The sequence below is a fragment of the Mycobacterium parascrofulaceum ATCC BAA-614 genome (genome assembly GCF_000164135.1).
Taxonomy (GTDB): Bacteria; Actinomycetota; Actinomycetes; order Mycobacteriales; family Mycobacteriaceae; genus Mycobacterium; species Mycobacterium parascrofulaceum.
In genome coordinates, this window is sequence record NZ_GG770553.1 from 446,232 (window position 1) to 465,652 (window position 19,421).

Here is a 19,421-nt window from a genome sequence, read left to right on the forward strand (position 1 = left end):
CGCCCGCACGAGCGCCGTCAGCTCACCCCCGACTCCGTGGCCGCACACTCAGCCGGGCAGCTTGGCCAGCTCCGCGAGCCCGCGGGAAATCAGCGGCGCCACGACCTCGGGCATGTGGTCGGAGTCCATCCCGCGGGCCTGGTCCGACATCCGCCTGCGGAAGTCGATGCCCGCGGCGATGATGGCGAGCTTGAAGTAGGCCAGCGCCATGTAGAACTCCCAATGCGCCAGCGGCAAACCGGCGACCAGCGAATACCGGTCGGCCAGCTCGTCGGCCGTCGGCAGCAGCGGTGAGGTCCAGGCGGCCTGCGCGTTGACGATCAAGTCCAGCGCCGGATCGCGGTACACGCACATCAGGGCGGCGTCGGACAGCGGGTCGCCGAGGGTGGACAGCTCCCAGTCGACGACGGCGCGCACCTTCGTCGGGTCGTCGGCGTCCAGGATGGTGTTGTCGATCCGGTAGTCGCCGTGCACGATCGACGTGCGGCTCTGCTGGGGGATCGCCTCCTGCAGGCCGGAATGCAGGCGCTCGACGTCGGCGTCGCGCCGGTCGTCGGGCAGGCGCACCAAGGCCCACTGCGAACCCCATCGCCGCACCTGCCGCTCCAGGTAACCGCTGGGCTTGCCGAAATCCCCCAGCCCGACGGCCTGCGGGTCGACGGTGTGCAGGTCGACGAGGACGCGGATCAGCGAGTCGACGCAGCCCTCGATGACGGTGTGGCTGAAGGCTTCCAGCTGCGCGCGCCGGCGCACCACCTGGCCGGCGACGAACTCGACGATCTGGAACGGCGCGCCCAGCACCGCGTCGTCCTCGCACAGCGCGATCGCGCGCGCCACCGGAACCGGGGTGTCCCGCAGCGCGGCGACCACCCGGTATTCGCGGGCCATGTCGTGCGCCGACGGCGTCAGCCCGTGCAGCGGCGGCCGCCGCACCAGCCAGCTGGTCGCGTCGTCGTAGACCCGGAACGTGAGATTCGACCGGCCGCCGGAGATGAAGTCCGCGCGCAACTCGCCGTCGCGTCCGATGCCGAGCGAACGCAGGTATCGATCCAGCGAGGCCAGGTCGAGCCCCTCGAGTTGGTCAGCTGAAGTCACCGGACTTGTTTACCACCTCTGATTTCGCGGCAGCAGGTCCCACACGTGCTCGACGCCGTTGACCCCCGCCACCGTCGCCTGTCCGGAGCGGGAGAACAGCAGCCGGGTGATCGACGCGTAGTCGACCGGGAACGACAACAGCCGGGACGTCCCCAGAATCTGGTGCAGCAGAACGTTGATCACCCCGCCGTGGCTGAACACCGCGACCGTGTCCTCGGGATCGACGGAGGCGACGAGGTCGTCGACCGCCGCGCGCACCCGGGCGAGGAACGCGTCCTCGTCGACCGCGCTCGGCAGATGCCCCCGGGCCAGCCGCGCCCACTCCTCGGGCATCTCCTCGCGGATCTGCTCGACGGGGATGTACAGCGGAAGGTCGCGGTCGTATTCCGCGAACCGGTCGTCGATCTCGACGGTGAGCTCCCGGGCCGCCGCCACCGGTTCGGCGGTCTGGACGGCGCGACGCTGCGGGCTGCTCACCACCCGGGAGATGGGAAACCGGTCCAGGGCCTTGGGCAGTCGCTCGATCTGCGCCAATCCCTCGTCCGACAGGTCCGGGTCGGAGCCCTCGCCGTGTTCGCTGCGCAGCGGCAGCGCATGCCGGACCAGAAGCAGTTGCATGTTCGTTCCCGTCGTCGGATGGTGGGCAGCGCCCAGTTTCTCATCGCGCCCCGCGAAGCCGATCTCGAGGAGGAAAGATGACCCACCCCCAAATGGATTGGGACGCCGCGTACCGGCAGGAAACGCCGCCGCCGTGGAGCATCGGCCGGCCGCAGCCGGAGCTGGCCGCGCTGATCGACGAAGGCAAGATCCACGGCGATGTGCTGGACGCCGGCTGCGGCCATGCCGCGCTGTCGCTGGCCCTCGCCGCACGGGGCTACACGGTGGTCGGCCTGGACAGCAGCGCGACCGCGATCGAGGCCGCGTCCCTGGCGGCCGCCGAACAAGGGCTGACGACAGCGACCTTCGCCCAGGCCGACGCCACCGACTTCCGCGGCTATGACGGCCGCTTCGCCACGATCCTGGACAGCGGACTGCTCCACGCGTTGCCGCCGGAGCGGCGCCAGGACTATCTGCGGTCGATCTCGCGGGCGGCCGCCCCCGGGGCGGCGCTCCACGTCCTGGCCTTCGCCGCCGGGGCGCTGGGGGACGCCGAGCACGGGGGTCCGCGCGGCTTTACCGAGGCCGAATTGCGCGACGCCGTCTCGACGCTCTGGCGGGTCGACGAACTGCGCCCCGCCAAGGTCTACGGGAACGCGCCGGTGTCTTCCGACGGCCCGCTGGCGCGCCTGGAACGCGACGCCGAAGGCCACTTCATGGTTCATGGCGCCCGGCTTTCTGGTCACGGCCCACAAGCCCGGCTGAGCGAGCCCTTCGCCCGCCGTGGAGAATGCTATTCTCCGCATGGAGAGCGAGGTGTGCGCGATGACAACGGTAGGTCAGGCCCAGCTGGACGCGGGTGTTCTCGCCCGCTGGCTGGACGCGAACGGCGCGCCGGGAAGCGGTGCGGAACCGCGGCTGACGCAGCTGAAGGGCGGTTCGCAGAACACCCTGTATCTGCTCGACCGCGGCGGCCAGCGGATGGTGCTGCGCATGCCCGGCGCGCGCGCCGACGCGGCGCGCATCGACGGCTTGCTGCGCGAGATCCGGCTGGTGCGGGCGCTGTCGGGCACCGACGTGCCGCACGCGGCATTGATCGCGGCCGACGACACCGGCACCGTGCTCGGCATGCCGTTCTACGTCATGGAGGCGATCGACGGGTGGAGCCCGATGGACGGCGGGTGGCAACCGCCGTTCGACACCGACCTGAGCGCGCGGCGCGGGCTGGCCTTCCAGCTCGTCGACGGCGCCGCCAGGCTGGGCAGGGTGGACTGGCGCGGGCAGGGGCTCGAGGGGTTCGGCCGTCCGGACGGATTCCACGAGCGGCAGGTCGACCGCTGGCTGACCTTCCTGGACGCCTACAGGGTGCGCGAGCTGCCCGGTCTCGACGAGGCGTCCGCCTGGCTGCGCAACAATCGGCCCACGCACTACCGACCGGGCATCATGCACGGCGACTACCAGTTCGCCAACGTGATGTTCGCGCACGGGGAGCCCGCGCGGCTGGCCGCGATCGTGGACTGGGAGATGACCACGGTCGGCGACCCGCTGCTGGACCTGGCCTGGTGCCTGCTGGGCTACGACGGCGAAGAGCCGCGCGCCGACGGGTTCTATCTGGACATGGCCGGGATGCCCACCCGCAGCGAGTTGCTGCGGCACTACGAGGCGGTCAGCGGCCTGTCCACCGAAGACATCGACTACTACCTGGTGCTGGCCAACTGGAAGCTCGGCATCGTGCTGGAAAAGACTTACGCTGCGGGGGTGCGCACCGGAAAGGTCGACCCCAAGATCACTGACGCCTTCGGCCCCATGATCCTGCAGCTGATCGCCACGGCGGCCGAGCTCGCGCGGTCCTTACCCGCCGGTCCTGCCGGGGGCCGCTGAAATGGGTTATGCGGACCGGCTTTTCGATCTCACCGACCGGGTCGTGCTGGTCACCGGCGGGAGCCGCGGGCTGGGGCGCGAGATGGCGTTCGCCGCGGCGCGTTGCGGCGCCGACGTGGTGATCGCCAGCCGCAACATGGACAACTGCGTGGCCACCGCCAAGGAGATCGAGGCCGAAACCGGGCGCGCCGCCATGCCGTATCAGGTGCACGTCGGGCGCTGGGATCAACTCGACGGACTGGTCGAGGCGACCTACGACCGGTTCGGCAGGGTGGACACGCTGATCAACAACGCCGGCATGTCACCGCTGTACGACAAGCTGACCGACGTCACCGAGAAACTGTTCGACGCGGTGCTCAACCTCAACCTCAAGGGCCCGTTCCGGTTGTCGGCTCTGGTGGGCGAGCGGATGGCGGCGGCCGGTCGCGGGTCCATCATCAACGTCAGCACCGCCGGGTCGCTGCGCCCCACCCCCGACATCATCCCGTACGCCGCCGCCAAGGCCGGGCTCAATGCGATGACCGAGGCGCTGGCGAAGGCGTTCGGCCCGTCGGTACGGGTGAACACCCTGATGGCCGGCCCGTTCCTGACCGACGTGAGCAAGGCCTGGAACCTCGAGGCGGCCCACGGCAAGCCATTCGGACACCTGGCGCTGCAGCGCGCCGGCGACCCGGCCGAAATCGCGGGCGCCGCATTGTTTTTGGCGTCCGACGCCGCCAGCTTCACCACCGGCTCGATCCTGCGCGCCGACGGTGGAATTCCCTGACGCGGTGGGTCGCCGCCAATGAACACCTAGGAGCAATCGAATGTCTTGGGACTTCTCCACCGAACCGGAATTTCAGCAGAAGATCGACTGGGTCCGCGACTTCGTCCGCGAGGAGGTCGAACCCCTCGAGGTGCTGTTCCCCGGCTGCGAGTTCCTGCCGCTGAGCGACGAACGCCGCCGCATCGTCGATCCCCTCAAGCAGCGGGTCCGCGACCACGGGCTGTGGGCACCGCATCTGGGCCCCGAACTGGGCGGCCAGGGCTTCGTCGCGGTCAAGCTGACGCTGATCAACGAGATTCTGGGCCGCAGCCCCTGGGCGCCGATCGTGTTCGGCACGCAGGCGCCCGACACGGGCAACGCCGAGATCATCGCCCGCTTCGGCACGCAGGACCAGAAGGACCGCTACCTCGCCGGGCTGCTGTCGGGGGAGATCTTCTCGTGCTTCTCGATGACGGAGCCGCAGGGCGGCGCCGATCCGCGGGTGTTCCGGACGCGCGCCTTCCGCGACGGCGACGACTGGGTGATCACCGGCCGAAAGTACTTCTCCTCCAACGCCTCGGTCGCCTCCTTCTTCATCGTCGTGGCCATCACCGACCCCGACGTGCCGGTGCACCGCGGCGCCTCGACGTTCCTGGTGCCGGCCGGGACCGACGGGCTGACCATCGAGGCCACCCACCATCTGGTCGGTGCGCTGCCACACGAGCCCGGGCATTCGCTGGTGCACTACGAGGGGGTCCGGGTGCCGTCGGACGCGCTCCTGGGCGAGCCCGGCCAGGGCTTCATGATCCTGCAGACCCGCCTGGCCGGCGGCCGGCTGCATCACGCGATGCGCTCGATCGGGGTGGCCCAACGCGCGGTGGAGATGATGGCCCGCCGCGCGAAAAGCCGTTTCACCCAGGGCAGTTCGCTGGCCGACAAGCAGCTGGTGCAGGCGTTCATCGCCGACTCCTACACCGAGCTGATGCCGTTCCGGCTGGCGGTGCTGCACGCCGCGTGGCTGATCGACACCGCCGGGGAACGTGCGGCCCGCGCCGAGATCGGCGCCTGCAAGATCCTGGCCTCGCAGGTCCTCAAATCGATTGGGCTGCGCGCGATCCAGGTGCATGGCGCGCTGGGCACCACAGACCAGCTGCCGCTGGTCAACGTGCTGCTCGGCGGGGTGGCGCTCGGGCTGGCCGACGGGCCCACCGAGGCCCACAAGGTCAACCTGGCCAAGCTGCTGCTCAAACACTACGAGGCCGAGGACGCCGAGTGGCCCAGTGAGCTGCTGGACATCCGCCGGGAGGCCGCACGCACCAAGTACGGCGACCTGATCGACCGGGTTCCCGCGCTGCCCGATTCGCCGTGAACACCAGGGTGACGGCGGCGGTCGAGCGGGCGCTCGACGAACGCCAGCGGGAGGCCACCGAAGAGGTCGAGCGCATCCTGGCCGCGGCGGTCCGCGTCATGGCACGGGTCGCTCCCGAACCACCGCGGGTGAGCGACATCGTCGCCGAGGCGGGCTCGTCGAACAAGGCGTTCTACCGGTATTTCGCCGGGAAGGACGACCTCATCCTGGCCGTCATGGAACGCGGCGTGGCCATCGTCGCGTCCTACCTCGAGCACCAGATGGCCAAGGAGCCGCACCCGCGTGACCGGGTCGCACGCTGGATCGAGGGCACGCTGGCTCAGGTGGCCGACCCGCACCTGATCAGCATGAGCCGGGCGGCGGCCGGCCAGATGTCGGCCGGCACGGATTGGCGGGCGGCGGATCGGGAGATGATGCGCCCGCTGCGCGATCTGCTCGTCGAACCCGTTGCGGCGCTGGGCAGCAACGACGTCGAGCGGGACGTGGAGGCGGTGTTCAGCTGCACGGCGGCGACCATGCGCCGATACGTGGGGTCGGCCGACCGGCCGGGGTCCGACGACATCGCCCACCTGGTGGCATTCTGCCTGCGCGGTCTGGGGGTGCGGTGATGCGCGCCGTCGTCTGCCGTGCCTATGGCGCTCCGGAAGACCTCGTCGTCGAGGACGTCGACGAGCCGGTCCCCGCCCCCGGGCAACTGCTGGTGCGGGTCCACGCCGCGGCGGTCAATTTCCCCGACGTCCTGTTCATCGCCGGCAAGTACCAGGTCAAGATTCCGCCGCCGTTCATTCCCGGCAACGAGATCGCCGGTGAGGTGATCGCCGCGGGTGCCGGTGCGCCGTTCGAACCGGGACAGCGCGTGTCCGGGACCACCTTTGGTGCGTTCGCCGAACGCGCGCTGCTGGACGCCGGCCAGGCGGAGCTGGTGCCCGACGATGCCGACTTCGCGTCGGCCGCGGCCTTCGGGGTGACCTACCGCACGGCGTATCACGCGCTGCGGTCGACCGCCGACGTGGCAGCAGGCGATTGGGTCGTGGTGCTGGGCGCCGCGGGTGGGGTGGGGCTGGCGGCGGTCGACCTGGCCGTCGCCATGAAGGCGCGGGTGCTGGCCGCGGCGTCGAGCCCGGAGAAACTCGAGCTGTGCCGCCGGCGCGGCGCCGAGGCCACCGTGGACTACGACCGGGAGGACTTGAAGTCGCGCATCCGCGAGCTCACCGGCGACGCCGCCCGGGTGGTGATCGACCCCGTCGGCGGGCCGTACGCGGAGCCGGCGCTGCGCGGGCTGGCGCGCGGCGGCACCTTCGTCACCCTGGGCTACGCCGCCGGGACGATACCCGCCATCCCCCTCAATCTCGTTCTGCTGAAAGACATCTGCGTGCGCGGCATGGAGATCCGCACGTTCATGACCGACCATCCCGACGAGGCCACCCGCGACCTGCGGGAGCTGTCGGAGATGTTTGCCGCCGGCACCGTCCGCCCGTACATCGGGGCGCGGTTCCCCCTGTCCGAAACCGCCGCCGCGCTGCGGCACGTGGCCGACCGAAAGGTGCTTGGCAAGGTCGTCATCGACGTGGCGCGCTAGCTTCCGCGAGCAGACGCAAAGTCGCACAAGGTCGGGCGGGTTGGATGCGATTCTGTGTCTGCTCGCGAGGACCAGCTAGGGCGTGACGATGTTGAAACCCGGGTCGGGCTGGTCCAGCGCACCCAGGAAGGTCCGCAGCGCTTCCCGGTCGCCGGATATCTCCAGTCCGGGCGAGGTGAAGTCGCCCAGTGCCGCCGTCAACAGGCGGGACTTGCTGTCCAGCCTGACCATGACGGTCGCCGTCGCGGGTTGGGGCGCCGACTTGCGGTACACCAGCACCCCGTTGCGCAGGGTGAGCCGGTAGTTGACGGCCAGATCGGCGAAGGCGAGGTCGATGGTCAGGTCGAGATCCCAGCTGCGTGGTCCGTCGACCCGGATGGCCAGGCTGTCGAAGATCTGCTCGGGCGTCAGCTGGGACAGCATGGTGGGCGAGGCGACCTGGGCGGCGGTGCCGAAGTTCCCGTCGAGCAACTCGGTCGCGCCGCTGAGGAAGAAGTTGCGCCAGGTCGCGTTCTCGGCGCCGTAGGCGAGTTGCTCGAGCGTGTCGGCGTACAGCGCGCGGGCGCCGGCGTGTCCGCTGTCGGCGAAGACTGCGTGATCCAGCAGCGTTGCCGCCCAGCGGAAGTCGCCGTTGTCGAACGCCGTCCGGGCCAGCTCCACGACGCGGTCGATCCCACCCATCGCGTCGACGTAGCGCGGGGCGAGGGCCTCCGGGGGATGCGGCCACAGCCGCGCCGGGTTGCCGTCGAACCAGCCCATGTAGCGCTGGTACACGGCCTTGACGTTGTGGCTGACCGACCCGTAGTACCCGTGGGTGTGCCAGGCCCGCTCGAGCGCCGGCGGCATCCGGAACATCTCGGCGATCTCGACGCCGGTGTAACCCCGGTTGAGCAATCGCAGCGTCTGATCGTGCAGGTAGGCATACATGTCGCGCTGCAGCGACAGGAATTCGACGATGTTTTCCGCGCCCCAGGTCGGCCAGTGGTGGGAGGCGAACACCACGTCGGCGCGCCCGGCGAAGGCGTCGATCGCCTCGGTGAGGTACCCGGACCACGCGTGCGGGTCGCGCACCAGGGCGCCGCGCAGGGTCAGCAGGTTGTGCAGGTTGTGGGTGGCGTTCTCGGCCATGCACAACGCGCGGAAACGTGGGAAGTAGAAATGCATCTCGGCGGGCGCCTCGGTGCCGGGCGCCATCTGGAACTCGATTTCCACGCCGTCGATGGTGTGCGTCTCGCCGGTCGCGGTGACGTCGATGGTGGGGACGATGATCGCCACCTCGCCGGTGGAGGTGGCCTGGCCCAGCCCGCAGCCCACCTGGCTTTGCGGTCCGCGGGGCAACAGGGTGCCGTACATGTAGGTCGCCCGGCGGGTCATGGCCGGGCCGGCGTAGACGTTCTCCCGGACCGCGTGCTCGGCGAAACCCTCGGGCGCCAGCACGGCCACGGCCCCGGCGTCCACGTCCGCCTGCGAGGTGACGCCCAGCACGCCCCCGAAGTGGTCGACATGGCTGTGGGTGTAGATCACCGCGACGACGGGCCGGTCGCCCCCGCGGTGCTCCCGATACAACGCGAGCGCGGCGGCCGCCACCTCGGTGGACACCAGCGGGTCGATGACGATGATGCCGGTGTCGCCCTCGACGAACGTGATATTGGAGATGTCGAAGCCACGGACCTGGTAGATGCCCGAAACCACCTCGTAGAGGCCCTGTTTGGCGGCCAGCGTCGACTGCCGCCACAGGCTGGGGTGCACCGACGCCGGCGCGGTTCCGCCGAGGAAGGAGTAGGCGTCGTTGTCCCACACCACGCGTCCGTCGGCCGCCCTGATGACGCACGGGGACAGGGCGGCGATGAAGCCGCGATCGGCGTCGTGAAAGTCGGTGTCGTCGTCAAGGGGCAGCGCGTGCCCGCGGTGCGCCGACTCGATGACCGCGGTGGGGGGTTTGTGCTCCACGCCAATACAGTGCCATCGACGCGCCATTTCCCGAAGCCATTCCGGCCGGATCTTGTTCTGCTAATTAGTGAACAGAGAAACAATTTCCGGCGGCCCTAGATTCTCGGTCCAGTTAACCCGCATACTGCCCGAACGGCCCTCAATGCCGAGGGTCGCAACTTTCGGGCTAAGGAGAACATGTGAAGCGTGGACTGATGGTCGCGGCGGCCGGAGCGGCAATTCTGGCCGCCGGTATTTCCGGCTGTTCCAGCAACAAGTCGAGTTCGGGCGGTTCGGGCACCAGCTCCGCGGTGAACACCTCGGCGGGCGCCGCCAGTGGAACCAAGGTCATCATCGACGGCAAGGATCAGAACGTCAGCGGCTCGGTCGTGTGCACCACCGCGGGCGGCAACGTCAACATCGCGATCGGTGGCGCAGCGACCGGTATCGCCGCCGTGCTCACCGACGCCAGCCCGCCCCAGGTGAAGTCCGTAGGTCTGGGCAACGTCAACGGCGTGACGCTCGGTTACACCTCCGGAACCGGCCAGGGCAACGCCTCCGCCGAGAAGAACGGCAACACCTACAAGATCACCGGCACGGCCACCGGCGTCGACATGGCCAACCCGATGCAACCGGTGAACAAGCCGTTCGAAATCGACGTCAACTGCTCTAGCTAGTCGAGGGTGCGGGCGGTTGCCACCCGTTGAGTGGCAACCGCACCGTGAACTCGGTGTGGCCGGGTGAGCTGTTCACCGCGATCGTCCCGTTGTGCGCCCTGACGACCGCGGAGACGATCGCCAATCCCAGCCCGGTGCTGCCGCCCTTGCGGGAACGCGAGGTGTCACCGCGGGCGAATCGCTCGAACACTTCCGACTGCAGCACCGCCGGGATGCCGGGGCCGTTGTCGATCACCTGCAGCACTGTGTGCGTCGGCTCCGCGCTCAACCGGGTGGTCACGACGGTGCCCGCGCCGGTGTGCAGGCGGGCGTTGGCGAGGAGGTTCGCCAGGACCTGGTGGAGCCGCGCCGCGTCACCGGTGACGATCACCGGCTCCTCCGGCAGGTCGAGCTCCCACTGATGGTCCGGCCCGGCGACGTGCGCGTCGTTGACCGCATCGAGGGCCACCCGCGACAAGTCGACCGGTTCGCGCTCCAGCGGCCGGCCGGAGTCCAGCCGGGCCAGCAGCAGCAGGTCTTCGACCAGGCGGGTCATCCGTTCCGTCTCGGAGGCCACCCGGCTCATCGCGTGGGCCACCGCCTCCCGGTCGTCACCCATGCGCTGGGTGAGTTCGGTGTAGCCGCGGATCGCGGCAAGCGGCGTGCGCAGTTCGTGGCTGGCGTCGGCGACGAACTGACGGACGCGGGTCTCGCTGGCCTGCCGGGCGGAGAGCGCGGCCGCGATGTGGTCCAGCATCCGGTTGAGGGCCGACCCGAGTTGACCGACCTCGGTGGCGGGGTTGGCGTCCGATTCGCGGACCCGCAGCGGAAGCTCGACCTCGCCGCGATCCAACGGCAGGTCCGCGACCCGGCTGGCCGTCTGGGCGACGCGGCGCAGCGGCGCCAGCGCCCGCCGGACGATGATCACCCCGGCGATCGTCGCGGCCGCGAGCGCGATCGCGGTGACGATCCCGAAGATGATCAGCATCCGGATCAGGGTCGCGTCGATGTTCGACATCGAGAGGCCGGTGACGATGATGTCGCCCCCGTTGCGGCTCGGCGCGGCCATCACCCGGTATCGGCCCAGACCGTCCAGGTCCAGGGTGACGGGGGCGTGACTTGCCGCGATCCGCTCCAGTTGCGCCTGGGCGGCGGGGGTCAGCGCGGCCCGGGTGCCGCTGCCGGTCAGGTAGCCGGCGTCGATCGCCTTACCGTGGTTCACGACCGCGGCGACCATGCCCGCCGGCTGCCCGGGGGCGTCCAGGAACCGCGGACCGGGTCCCGGCCTGGGGAAGTACGAGTGCTCATGCCGCCATCCCGGGCGCTTCGGTTCGGGATACATCAACGCCGAACGGAACGACGTGCCCGCGAGCTGCCCGTCGAGCTGCTTCACCAGGTGGTGGTTCAGCGCCAGCTCGGTCACCGCGGTGATGCCGACGCACACGATCGCCAGGACGACAATCTGGCCGACGAGCAGTCGCAGCCGCAGGGACCAGGCCCGCCGGGCGTCGGCCAACGGTCGCGACCCGCTGCTAGCGAGCCGGCTTGAGGACATAACCCGCGCCACGCAGCGTGTGGATCATGGGGTCGCGGCCGTTGTCGATCTTCTTGCGCAGATAGGAGATGTAGAGCTCGACGATGTTGGACCGGCCGCCGAAGTCGTAGCTCCAGACCCGGTCGAGGATCTGCGCCTTGCTGAGCACCCGCTTGGAGTTGCGCATCATGAACCGCAGCAACTCGAACTCGGTGGAGGTCAAGGAGATCGGCTCGCCGGCCCGGGTCACCTCGTGGCTGTCCTCGTCGAGCACCAGGTCGCCGACCACCAGCTGCGCGCCGCTGTCCAAGGTCGTCACACCGGTGCGCCGCAGCAGCGCGCGCAGGCGCAGCACCACCTCTTCGATGCTGAACGGTTTGGTGACGTAGTCGTCGCCGCCGGCGGTCAAGCCGGCGATGCGGTCTTCCACCGCGTCCTTGGCCGTCAGCAGCAGCACGGGCAGCTGCGGGTTCTCCTCACGCAGCTTGTGTAAGACGTCCAGCCCGCTCATGTCGGGCAACATCACATCGAGGACGACCACGTCGGGACGTTGGCCGCGGGCGGCGGCGAGGGCCGACGCGCCGTCGCCTGCGGTGGCGATGTTCCAGCCCTCGTACCGCAGCGCCATCGACACCATTTCCGCCAGGACCGATTCGTCGTCGACGACCAAGACGTTGATCGGATTTCCATCCGCGCGACACATGACCACCCGCTCGACGGAGGCTCGGGGCTGTGTCACATATTCCAGTATGCGCACCCTGCTGAGGCGCGGCTATGGCCTACCTTTGCGCGCCCTGTGAACGGGATCGCGCGACTGCTGGGCAGTCGCGCGATCCCGTTTTCCCGGCGAAGTGGTTAATACCAGTAGCGCCGGCCGGCGACTGGGCGGCCGATGGAGCCCAATATCCAAAGAACCGCGCCGATGACGAGCAGCACGACGCCCAGCGTGGTGAGGATAGGCACGTGCAAGACATATCCCAGAACTAGCAAGATAATTCCGAGGATGACCATGTCGACTCCTTATTGAGGGTTAGAGGCCCATTGCTGGCATTGAACTCGGCTGCGGCAAATGGCAATCCGTGACTTTCGGGTTGACACCGAAGTAGTTCAGTGGTCCAGCGATGACAGTCACCGCAACGGTGCCCGCGGAGGCGCACGTTGTGTTGTCGTTTTTGAAGTAATCCCGTTGCCACGCCGCGATGACGCCGATAACCAACCACACCAATGCAATAGAACTGATGATTCCGCTGCCACGCACGGTGACCTCCAATGTGATCGAGAAAAATTTCTCGTGGACGATAGTTACCCATTCGACTTGTGCCTAAACATTTGCACCGGGTGAATTCGTCAGTGCCCCAGCGGAGCCCGGGAGGGCCGGCGAGGTGGTTCGACGCGCTAGCTACGCCGCTGCGCGGAAACGTAGAGCGTGGGCGGCATCGTGTCCTCGACGCCCTGCGCGACGCTGCGACCGTAGCGCGCCATCAGCTCGGCGAACGTGGTCGTGGTGACGTCCCAGCCGTGCTCTCGCAGCCAGCCGTCGACCGGGGTGCGCTCCTCGGCGTACCAGAGGTCGTCGAAGTCGGTGATTTCGGCGTCGACCAGCTTGGCCGCGGCCGCCCGCAGGCGCTTCATATCCTCGCGCTGACGCGTGACGAGCCCGGGATCGGTGAATCCCGCTCCCGGCACGTTGGACGCCAGCCAGCTGCCCTGGGCGCTGAGCGAGTGGACGCGCTCGAACAACAGGTCCTGGGCTTGCGCCGGCAGGTAGCGCACCAGGCCCTCGGCCGACCAGGCGGCGGGCTTCGAAGCGTCGAATCCCGCCTCTTGCAACGCCTTTGGCCAGTCCTGACGGAGGTCGACCGGCACATTGACCAGCCCCGCCTTCGGCTGCGCGCCGTGCCGCCGCAGCGTGTCGGATTTGAAGTCGAGGACCTTGGGCTGGTCCAACTCGTAGACGACCGTGCCGTCGGGCCACGGCAACCGCCAGGTGCGTGCGTCCAGCCCCGCAGCCAGGATCACGACCTGCCGGACACCGGAATCGGCCGCCCCCAGAAAGAACTCGTCGAAAAACGCCGTCCGGGTGGCCATGAAGTCGATCATCAGCTGGATGCGCGAGCGCACGTCGGGCTCCAGCTCCATCGCCTTGGCCAGCAGCTGCGGATCGGCGTAGATGCTCCACATGCCCTCGCCCGCCGCGTCCACGAACACGCGGGCGAACGGGTCGTTGATGAGCGGATTCTCGCTCTCGGTCTCGGCGGCCCGCGCCGCCGCGACACCAAGGGCGGTGGCCCCCACGCTTTGGGTGATGTCCCAGGAATCGTTGTCGGTACGCGGCATCGTCAGTTCCCTTCCACAGCGCCAGAGTCCGTTAGTTCCGCACACTATTGTTCCAGCCGCCGCCGCCCGAGGCCCCGTCCCGCCGGTGCCCTAGGCTTTTTCCCAGACGCCCCACAGGGTTGCAGAGGAGTCCGGCATGAACGAGATCGGTATCGGCTGAACGTGGACGCCGTGAACCTCGATGCCGTCGCCGCCTGGATGTCCGAGCGGGGACTCGGCGAAGGCCCGCTGGAGGACGTGTCCACGGTCACCGGGGGAACGCAGAACGTCATGCTCCGGTTCAGCCGGGCCGGCCGGCCCTACGTACTGCGGCGCGGCCCGCGGCACCTTCGCCCGCGCAGCAACACCGTCATTTTGCGGGAGACCAAAGTCCTTGCGGCGCTGGCCGATTCGGACGTGCCGCACCCACATTTGATCGCCGCCTGCGACGACCCCGCCGTGCTCGGCGACGCGGTCTTCTACCTGATGGACCCGGTCGACGGATTCAACGCCGGGGAGCAACTGCCGCCGCTGCATGCGGCCGATCCCGGCGTCCGGCACGACATGGGACTGTCGATGGCCGACGCGCTGGCCAGACTGGGCGCCGTCGACCACGTCGCGGTGGGCCTCGCCGACTTCGGCAAGCCGGAGGGTTTCCTGGAGCGGCAGGTGCCGCGCTGGCTTTCGGAACTGGACTCCTACAGCGCGTATGACGGCTATCCCGGGCCGCAAATCCCGGGCATCGAGGACGTGTCGTCCTGGCTCGAACGCCACCGGCCGGCGAGTTGGACGCCCGGCATCATGCACGGCGACTACCACGCCGCCAACGTGATGTTCTCCCGGACCGGACCGGACGTCGTCGCCATCGTCGACTGGGAGATGTGCACCATCGGCGATCCGCTGCTGGATCTCGGCTGGCTGCTCGCCACCTGGCGCCAGCCCGACGGCTCCAGCGTGTTCAGCCACGCGCTGGGCGGCCAGGACGGGCTGGCCAGCACCGACGAGCTGTTCGAGCGCTACGCGGCCAACACCACCCGCGACTTGTCGCACATCACCTGGTACACCGTGCTGGCCTGCTTCAAGCTGGGCATCGTCATCGAGGGGACGCTGGCCCGTGCCTGCGCGGGCCAGGCCGAGAAGGCGGTCGGCGACCAATTGCACGCGGCCACGGTGCACCTGTTCGAGCGGGCGCTGGCCCTCATCGAGGGCGATCGCTGATCCGTCAGGGCCTGCCCGCGGGCCGCGCAGTCACGGCTTCACCGAGCACGGAAACCAGCACCGACGCGCAAACGGTTACCGCCCCCCGCGCCGCGGCCCCGTCGGGGGCCGTTCGGGGGCGTTAGCGCACCCTGAGCCCGGCGGCCGACCCGAATCATGTTGGCCCGACGGGATTTTGGTCGGGCCCTCGCGTGACCGGTCGCCGAAGCGGCGCAGGGGTGAACCGCTTACATCAAGGTGCAAGTGGTGACGCCCGCGGTTGTGGTGCAACCACAACCCGACATCATCAGAGCGCTGGAAGCGATCATCAGGGCGGCGAGAATCTTGCTGACACGGGACATGGCACTCAACTCCGATGGTTCGTGCGGAACTGAATTGTTTGCCCGAGGTCCTTAATGTACGCCCGAATGCGGGCCGCGGGGCCGAGTTGTCAGCCGCGGGCGGCGCCGCGTGCCGCGTGTCGTTGCACCGCCCGGGCATGGGAGGCGTCGCCGTCGTCGCCGGAGCGGTGATCGAGATCGGCGATCGCGTCGGTGTGGCCATAGAGCACCAGCACGTCGCCGCACGCAACCCGGCAGTCCGGGGCCGGATGCGCCGCGTAGTGGCCGTCGCTTCGGTAGATTCCCAGCACGATCAAGCCCTCGTCGGGCAACTGGAGTTCCTCGAGCGTGCGTCCGGTCACCCAGTCGTCCGCGGCGATGGCCAACTCGCTGACGACGTACCCTTCCCCCAGGTCGGCGAGCATGCCGGAGTCGCGGCCCGGCATGTCGGTGAAGCGGTTCAGCGCCCGGCCGATCAGGGTCGTCAACCAGCGGTTCACCCGGGGACTTCGGGAGAGAAACACCAACAGGATCAGGCCGGCGGCCAGCTCGAAGACCCGCAGCCAGGAGGCCCCCGTTGCGCCGCCGCGAAAGCCGAGGATCAGCGAGCTCGCGGCCGCGACGAAGCCCACGTTGCCGACGAGCATCAGCAGCATCACCACCCGGCGGCGCAACGGATGCGCCACCACGGCCTCGGATTCCGTAGTGGTGAAGCCGGCGCCGGTGAAAGCCGACCGGGCCTGGAACCGCGCCGACTCCCCGGACATCCCCGAGGCGGCGAGGACCACGGTGGCGACCCGGGTGACGAGCAGCGAGACCGCCAGCACGGCGAGCAGTGAGGCGATGGCGTACATGCCGTGAGCTTGCCCTGACCGTCGATCCGGTAAACGCCGCGGGCGCCGGGCCGGGGCGAATGTCGGCGCCGGCTACGCCCGTTCGCGGCGCGACCGCTCGGAAGCGCGCCTGTTCAGAGTCGGTTGATTGGTGACATTTCTATGTCGGTTGATCCTTGACACTCATGTTGTGTGTTTAGGCGCCTGCGCTGGTGCGCAGGGCCCGTTTGTTTCGTACCTGACCGCGGCTGGTGCGGGCGGCGGTTTTGACCAGATCGTCGCCGATCCAGAACCGCAGCAGATCACCATCGACATGGACATCGCAGCGGGCGCCGGCGTAGTGGCGGCCGATGCTGACTTGTTGCCAGGACACGCACACGATGCCGTTGGCGCATACCCGGCGGCTGACCCAGTCATCACCGCTGCGATCGGTCAGCGTGTTTGTCGAGGTCGACAGTGAGGATGTCGGTGTGCGCCCGCCGAAACGTTCGGCCGGGGTTGCCATCTTCAGTGACTGGTGCGGGCGTGCGGTGTTGTAGTCCTCAACCCACTCGTCGAGGGCTCGTTGTGCCGTCTTCAGATTTGCGAAAGGTGCTGTATCGCTGAGGAACTCCGCACGCAGACTGCGGTGGAAACGTTCAATCTTGCCCGTCGTCGTCGGAGAGCGGGGTTGGGTCAGCAGGTGCTCGATGCCGTTTTCGCGGCAGATCGCATCAAAGAGCACCTCCACAGGCGGATGGTTGAACCGGCCGGTGAACACCTTGCCGTTATCAGTCAAGATCTGCTCAGGCGCACCGTAGGCGGCCAGCGCAGCACGCAGTCCCTCACAGACCGCGCGGGTGCGTTCGGCGGCCATCAACCGCGCGCACACGCACATCCGCGAGTGGTCATCGATGCCGGTCAACGCTTTCGCCGAAGTGCCATCAGCCAGCGGGAACCCACCGACGACATCCATCTGCCACAACTCCATCGGGGCGCCACGCTCCCAGCGTTTCCACTTGCGCGAGCGGCGATCCCGCAGCGCCGGGTCGATCATCCCCGCCCTCAGCAGGGCCCGATACACCGCCGACTCCGAGGGCACCGGAGACACTCGACGCTTTGCCAGTTCGAACACCAGCCGCCGCGGCCCCCAATACGGCCGCGACCGCCGCAGCTCGACCACCGCGGCCTCCACCTCGGCAGGCATTTGATGCGGACAGCTCACCGGCCGGTGCGACCGATCCACCAACCCGTCCAGGCCCTGGGCCTCATAACGCGCCAGCCACCGGTGCAACGTCTGACGCGCCACCCCGGTCTTGTCGGCGGCTTGCGACACCGTCAACCCGTCGCCGATCACCGCCATCACAGCCTGATACCTCTGCTCAGCCACGCTCAACTCCCTCATTCCGGGAGTGTCACGGATCAGCCGAAGTAGGTGTCACGCATCAGCCGAAACACTGTCACCCATCAGCCGAAGACAAAATGTCACCCATCAGCCGAGGTCATACAGCTCGGAAGCGCGCCCGAAGGGATTCGAACCCCTAACCTTCTGATCCGTAGTCAGATGCTCTATCCGTTGAGCTACGGGCGCCCGTGTTCAGTTGTCTTGCGTGGTGTTCCGCCAGGACCCAGCGGAGGCGAGAGGATTTGAACCTCCGGTCCCCTTTGAGGGGGACAACTCATTAGCAGTGAGCCCCATTCGGCCGCTCTGGCACGCCTCCCTTGGACTGTTCGAGGGTACCCGACCCCTTTCCGGTCTCGCGGAACCGGCCATAGCGTACACATCCGCGACATAAACTGTCGAAGTGACCGCACGCCTGCGTCCCGAACTGGCCGGACTGCCAGTGTATGTGCCCGGCAAGAACGTGCCGGGCTCGATCAAACTGGCCAGCAACGAGACGGTGCACGGCCCGCTGCCCAGCGTGGTCGCCGCGATCGAGCGCGCGGTCGCCGTCGTCAACCGCTACCCGGACAACGCCAGCGTGGACCTCAAGGCGGCGCTGGCGATGCACCTGGGTTCCGACGTCGCCCCCGAGCACATCGCGGTCGGCAGCGGGTCGGTCACCCTGTGTCAGCAGCTGGTGCAGATCACCTCGGCCGCCGGCGACGAGGTGATGATGGGCTGGCGCAGCTTCGAGTGCTACCTGCCGATCGTCCAGGTGTCGGGCGCGACCGCGGTCAAAGTGCCGTTGACCGACCACACGCACGACCTGGACGCCATGCTCGCCGCGATCACCGACCGCACCCGGCTGATCTTCGTCTGCAACCCGAACAATCCGACGTCGACGGTGGTCGAGCCGGAAGCCCTGGCCCGGTTCGTCGACGCGGTGCCGCCGGAGATCCTGATCGCCATCGACGAGGCTTACGTCGAATTCGTTCGCGACGGCATGCTGCCCAACAGCCTGGAGCTGGCGCTGTCCCGCAGCAACGTCGTTGTGCTGCGGACGTTTTCGAAGGCCTACGGGCTGGCGGGCTTGCGGGTCGGTTACGGGGTCGGCCACCCGGAGCTGATCACCGCCCTGGACAAGGTGGTCATGCCGTTCGCCGTGACGAACGTCGCCCAGGCGGCCGCCATCGCGTCGCTGGAGGCGTCCGACGAGTTGATGGCCCGCACCGACGCCCTGGTCGCCGAGCGCGCCCGCGTCAGCGCCGGGCTGCGCGACGCCGGGTTCACCCTGCCGCCGTCGCAGGCGAACTTCATCTGGCTGCCGCTGGGCGCCCGCACGACGGACTTCACCGAGCAGGCCGCCGACGCGCGGCTGGTGGTGCGACCGTTCGCCGGCGAGGGGGTGCGCATCACCATCGGTGCGGTGGAGGAGAATGACGCCCTGTTGCACTTCGCCCGCGATTGGATTTCCCGCACCGAACCGTAAGGAGCACTCCGTTGGACTTGGCGCGCAAACGGTTCACCGAGTTCAAGGAGCGCGGCGGGGAGATCCCCGATGCCGAGCTCGACGATTTCTGGAGCAGCCTCGAGCCCGCGACCATCGAGGGGATGCTCGGCGAGTGGCAGGGCGGCGAGTTCCGCACCGGCCACCGGATGAACGGTCAGCTGGAGCAGGCCGGCTGGTTCGGCAAGACGTTCTCCTCGGCCCGCGACGTCCAGCCCTTGGTCTGCCTCGACGCCAACGGCAACAAGTTCTCCAACAAGGAGTTGGGTAAGGGCGAGGCCAGCCTGTGGCTCGAGGAGTTCCGCGGGGAGGTCACCGCGACGATGGTCTACGACGGCCAGCCGGTGCACGACCACTTCAAGAAGATCGACGACGACGCCGTGATGGGCATCATGAACGGCAAGGGCGTCCGGGACTTCTCCAGTGGGGTGGGCCGGTACTACTACTTCTACCTCGAGCGGGTGTAGGGCGCTCCGCTG

Annotated in this window: 19 protein-coding genes, 2 tRNA genes and 1 pseudogene; 10 read left to right on the forward strand and 12 right to left on the reverse strand. The window is 68.6% G+C overall.

All coding sequences use genetic code 11. The features are described from left to right. Positions 1-48: 48 nt before the first annotated feature. Together HMPREF0591_RS02255 and HMPREF0591_RS02260 are read right to left on the reverse strand one after the other, a co-directional pair. Positions 49-1,095: a phosphotransferase family protein gene (locus HMPREF0591_RS02255; protein ID WP_007166769.1), complete on the reverse strand. Its 1,047-nt coding sequence runs from the start codon at positions 1,093-1,095 to the stop codon at positions 49-51. Positions 1,096-1,104: 9 nt separating this feature from the next. Then, positions 1,105-1,713, reverse strand: coding sequence for a histidine phosphatase family protein (locus tag HMPREF0591_RS02260; protein ID WP_007166770.1), 609 nt, complete (start codon positions 1,711-1,713; stop codon positions 1,105-1,107). Between the two features lie 77 nt (positions 1,714-1,790). Between HMPREF0591_RS02260 and HMPREF0591_RS30645 the strand changes: the two are divergent. The 6 genes and pseudogenes from HMPREF0591_RS30645 to HMPREF0591_RS02285 all read left to right on the forward strand — a co-directional run bounded on the left by HMPREF0591_RS30645 (position 1,791) and on the right by HMPREF0591_RS02285 (position 7,266). Continuing rightward, positions 1,791-2,457: pseudogene (locus HMPREF0591_RS30645) on the forward strand (class I SAM-dependent methyltransferase). Positions 2,458-2,517: 60 nt separating this feature from the next. Further along, positions 2,518-3,573: a phosphotransferase family protein gene (locus tag HMPREF0591_RS02265; protein WP_040621686.1), complete on the forward strand. Its 1,056-nt coding sequence runs from the start codon at positions 2,518-2,520 to the stop codon at positions 3,571-3,573. Between the two features lies 1 nt (position 3,574). Further along, complete coding sequence (locus tag HMPREF0591_RS02270; protein WP_007166772.1) at positions 3,575-4,339, forward strand: SDR family NAD(P)-dependent oxidoreductase; 765 nt, start codon at positions 3,575-3,577, stop codon at positions 4,337-4,339. A 40-nt stretch (positions 4,340-4,379) separates the two neighbouring features. After that, positions 4,380-5,687 (forward strand): acyl-CoA dehydrogenase family protein, encoded by a 1,308-nt coding sequence (locus tag HMPREF0591_RS02275; protein ID WP_007166773.1) that lies wholly within the window; start codon positions 4,380-4,382, stop codon positions 5,685-5,687. Then, positions 5,684-6,295 carry a TetR/AcrR family transcriptional regulator gene (locus HMPREF0591_RS02280; protein WP_007166774.1) on the forward strand — a complete coding sequence of 204 codons (612 nt, stop codon included), beginning with the start codon at positions 5,684-5,686 and terminating at the stop codon, positions 6,293-6,295. Before HMPREF0591_RS02275 ends, HMPREF0591_RS02280 begins: the two co-directional genes overlap by 4 nt. Continuing rightward, positions 6,295-7,266 carry an NADPH:quinone oxidoreductase family protein gene (locus HMPREF0591_RS02285; RefSeq protein ID WP_007166775.1) on the forward strand — a complete coding sequence of 324 codons (972 nt, stop codon included), beginning with the start codon at positions 6,295-6,297 and terminating at the stop codon, positions 7,264-7,266. The genes HMPREF0591_RS02280 and HMPREF0591_RS02285 overlap by 1 nt, the downstream gene beginning before the upstream one ends. Before the next feature lie 75 nt (positions 7,267-7,341). On the opposite strand, the gene HMPREF0591_RS02290 is transcribed toward HMPREF0591_RS02285, so the two are convergent. Beyond that, complete coding sequence (locus HMPREF0591_RS02290; protein WP_167310131.1) at positions 7,342-9,222, reverse strand: alkyl/aryl-sulfatase; 1,881 nt, start codon at positions 9,220-9,222, stop codon at positions 7,342-7,344. Between the two features lie 173 nt (positions 9,223-9,395). Here HMPREF0591_RS02290 and HMPREF0591_RS02295 point away from each other — a divergent pair, with 173 nt between their 5' ends. Next, the gene (locus tag HMPREF0591_RS02295; protein ID WP_007166777.1) at positions 9,396-9,872 is read left to right on the forward strand and encodes a lipoprotein LpqH; all 477 of its coding nucleotides are present in this window, start codon (positions 9,396-9,398) and stop codon (positions 9,870-9,872) included. On the opposite strand, the gene HMPREF0591_RS02300 is transcribed toward HMPREF0591_RS02295, so the two are convergent. From HMPREF0591_RS02300 to HMPREF0591_RS02310, 5 genes are all read right to left on the reverse strand, one after another. After that, entirely contained in the window at positions 9,865-11,367 is a 1,503-nt protein-coding gene (locus HMPREF0591_RS02300) for a sensor histidine kinase (protein WP_007166778.1), read from the reverse strand. The two genes, HMPREF0591_RS02295 and HMPREF0591_RS02300, sit on opposite strands and share 8 nt — an antisense overlap. Positions 11,368-11,383: 16 nt before the next feature. Continuing rightward, on the reverse strand, positions 11,384-12,088 hold the full coding sequence (locus tag HMPREF0591_RS02305; RefSeq protein WP_040621688.1) for a response regulator transcription factor: 705 nt from the start codon (positions 12,086-12,088) through the stop codon (positions 11,384-11,386). A 152-nt stretch (positions 12,089-12,240) separates the two neighbouring features. Next, the gene (locus tag HMPREF0591_RS31885) at positions 12,241-12,396 is read right to left on the reverse strand and encodes a DUF6131 family protein (RefSeq protein ID WP_007166780.1); all 156 of its coding nucleotides are present in this window, start codon (positions 12,394-12,396) and stop codon (positions 12,241-12,243) included. 19 nt (positions 12,397-12,415) lie between these two features. Beyond that, the gene (locus HMPREF0591_RS30650; RefSeq protein ID WP_083212414.1) at positions 12,416-12,655 is read right to left on the reverse strand and encodes a hypothetical protein; all 240 of its coding nucleotides are present in this window, start codon (positions 12,653-12,655) and stop codon (positions 12,416-12,418) included. A 125-nt stretch (positions 12,656-12,780) separates the two neighbouring features. Beyond that, positions 12,781-13,722, reverse strand: coding sequence for a class I SAM-dependent methyltransferase (locus HMPREF0591_RS02310; RefSeq protein WP_007166782.1), 942 nt, complete (start codon positions 13,720-13,722; stop codon positions 12,781-12,783). 198 nt (positions 13,723-13,920) lie between these two features. On the opposite strand from HMPREF0591_RS02310, the gene HMPREF0591_RS02315 reads away from it, so the two are divergent. Next, positions 13,921-14,919 carry a phosphotransferase family protein gene (locus HMPREF0591_RS02315; protein WP_244268822.1) on the forward strand — a complete coding sequence of 333 codons (999 nt, stop codon included), beginning with the start codon at positions 13,921-13,923 and terminating at the stop codon, positions 14,917-14,919. 430 nt (positions 14,920-15,349) lie between these two features. Here the strand turns inward: HMPREF0591_RS02315 and HMPREF0591_RS02320 are convergent, their stop codons facing one another. The 4 genes from HMPREF0591_RS02320 to HMPREF0591_RS02335 form a co-directional block, all read right to left on the reverse strand. Beyond that, positions 15,350-16,093, reverse strand: a complete 744-nt coding sequence (locus HMPREF0591_RS02320) for a TrkA C-terminal domain-containing protein (protein WP_007166785.1) — start codon at positions 16,091-16,093, stop codon at positions 15,350-15,352. 175 nt (positions 16,094-16,268) lie between these two features. Continuing rightward, entirely contained in the window at positions 16,269-17,456 is a 1,188-nt protein-coding gene (locus HMPREF0591_RS02325) for an IS481 family transposase (protein WP_007166786.1), read from the reverse strand. A gap of 113 nt (positions 17,457-17,569) precedes the next feature. After that, positions 17,570-17,642, reverse strand: a tRNA-Arg gene (locus tag HMPREF0591_RS02330). A 41-nt stretch (positions 17,643-17,683) separates the two neighbouring features. Continuing rightward, positions 17,684-17,772, reverse strand: a tRNA-Ser gene (locus HMPREF0591_RS02335). A gap of 84 nt (positions 17,773-17,856) precedes the next feature. Here HMPREF0591_RS02335 and hisC point away from each other — a divergent pair. Together hisC and HMPREF0591_RS02345 are read left to right on the forward strand one after the other, a co-directional pair. After that, positions 17,857-18,924, forward strand: coding sequence for a histidinol-phosphate transaminase (gene hisC, locus HMPREF0591_RS02340; protein WP_007166787.1), 1,068 nt, complete (start codon positions 17,857-17,859; stop codon positions 18,922-18,924). An 11-nt stretch (positions 18,925-18,935) separates the two neighbouring features. Next, complete coding sequence (locus HMPREF0591_RS02345; RefSeq protein WP_007166788.1) at positions 18,936-19,409, forward strand: DUF4334 domain-containing protein; 474 nt, start codon at positions 18,936-18,938, stop codon at positions 19,407-19,409. Positions 19,410-19,421 lie beyond the last annotated feature (12 nt).

Coding starts and splice junctions, on each gene's coding strand:
- HMPREF0591_RS02275 (WP_007166773.1), top strand. CDS start 4,380: ATGTCTTGGGACTTCTCCACCGAACCGGAATTTCAGCAGAAGATCGAC.
- HMPREF0591_RS02285 (WP_007166775.1), top strand. CDS start 6,295: ATGCGCGCCGTCGTCTGCCGTGCCTATGGCGCTCCGGAAGACCTCGTC.
- HMPREF0591_RS02265 (WP_040621686.1), top strand. CDS start 2,518: ATGACAACGGTAGGTCAGGCCCAGCTGGACGCGGGTGTTCTCGCCCGC.
- HMPREF0591_RS02305 (WP_040621688.1), bottom strand. CDS start 12,088: ATGTGTCGCGCGGATGGAAATCCGATCAACGTCTTGGTCGTCGACGAC.
- HMPREF0591_RS02310 (WP_007166782.1), bottom strand. CDS start 13,722: ATGCCGCGTACCGACAACGATTCCTGGGACATCACCCAAAGCGTGGGG.
- HMPREF0591_RS31885 (WP_007166780.1), bottom strand. CDS start 12,396: ATGGTCATCCTCGGAATTATCTTGCTAGTTCTGGGATATGTCTTGCAC.
- HMPREF0591_RS02260 (WP_007166770.1), bottom strand. CDS start 1,713: ATGCAACTGCTTCTGGTCCGGCATGCGCTGCCGCTGCGCAGCGAACAC.
- HMPREF0591_RS02315 (WP_244268822.1), top strand. CDS start 13,921: ATGTCCGAGCGGGGACTCGGCGAAGGCCCGCTGGAGGACGTGTCCACG.
- HMPREF0591_RS02270 (WP_007166772.1), top strand. CDS start 3,575: ATGGGTTATGCGGACCGGCTTTTCGATCTCACCGACCGGGTCGTGCTG.
- HMPREF0591_RS02320 (WP_007166785.1), bottom strand. CDS start 16,093: ATGTACGCCATCGCCTCACTGCTCGCCGTGCTGGCGGTCTCGCTGCTC.
- HMPREF0591_RS02325 (WP_007166786.1), bottom strand. CDS start 17,456: ATGAGGGAGTTGAGCGTGGCTGAGCAGAGGTATCAGGCTGTGATGGCG.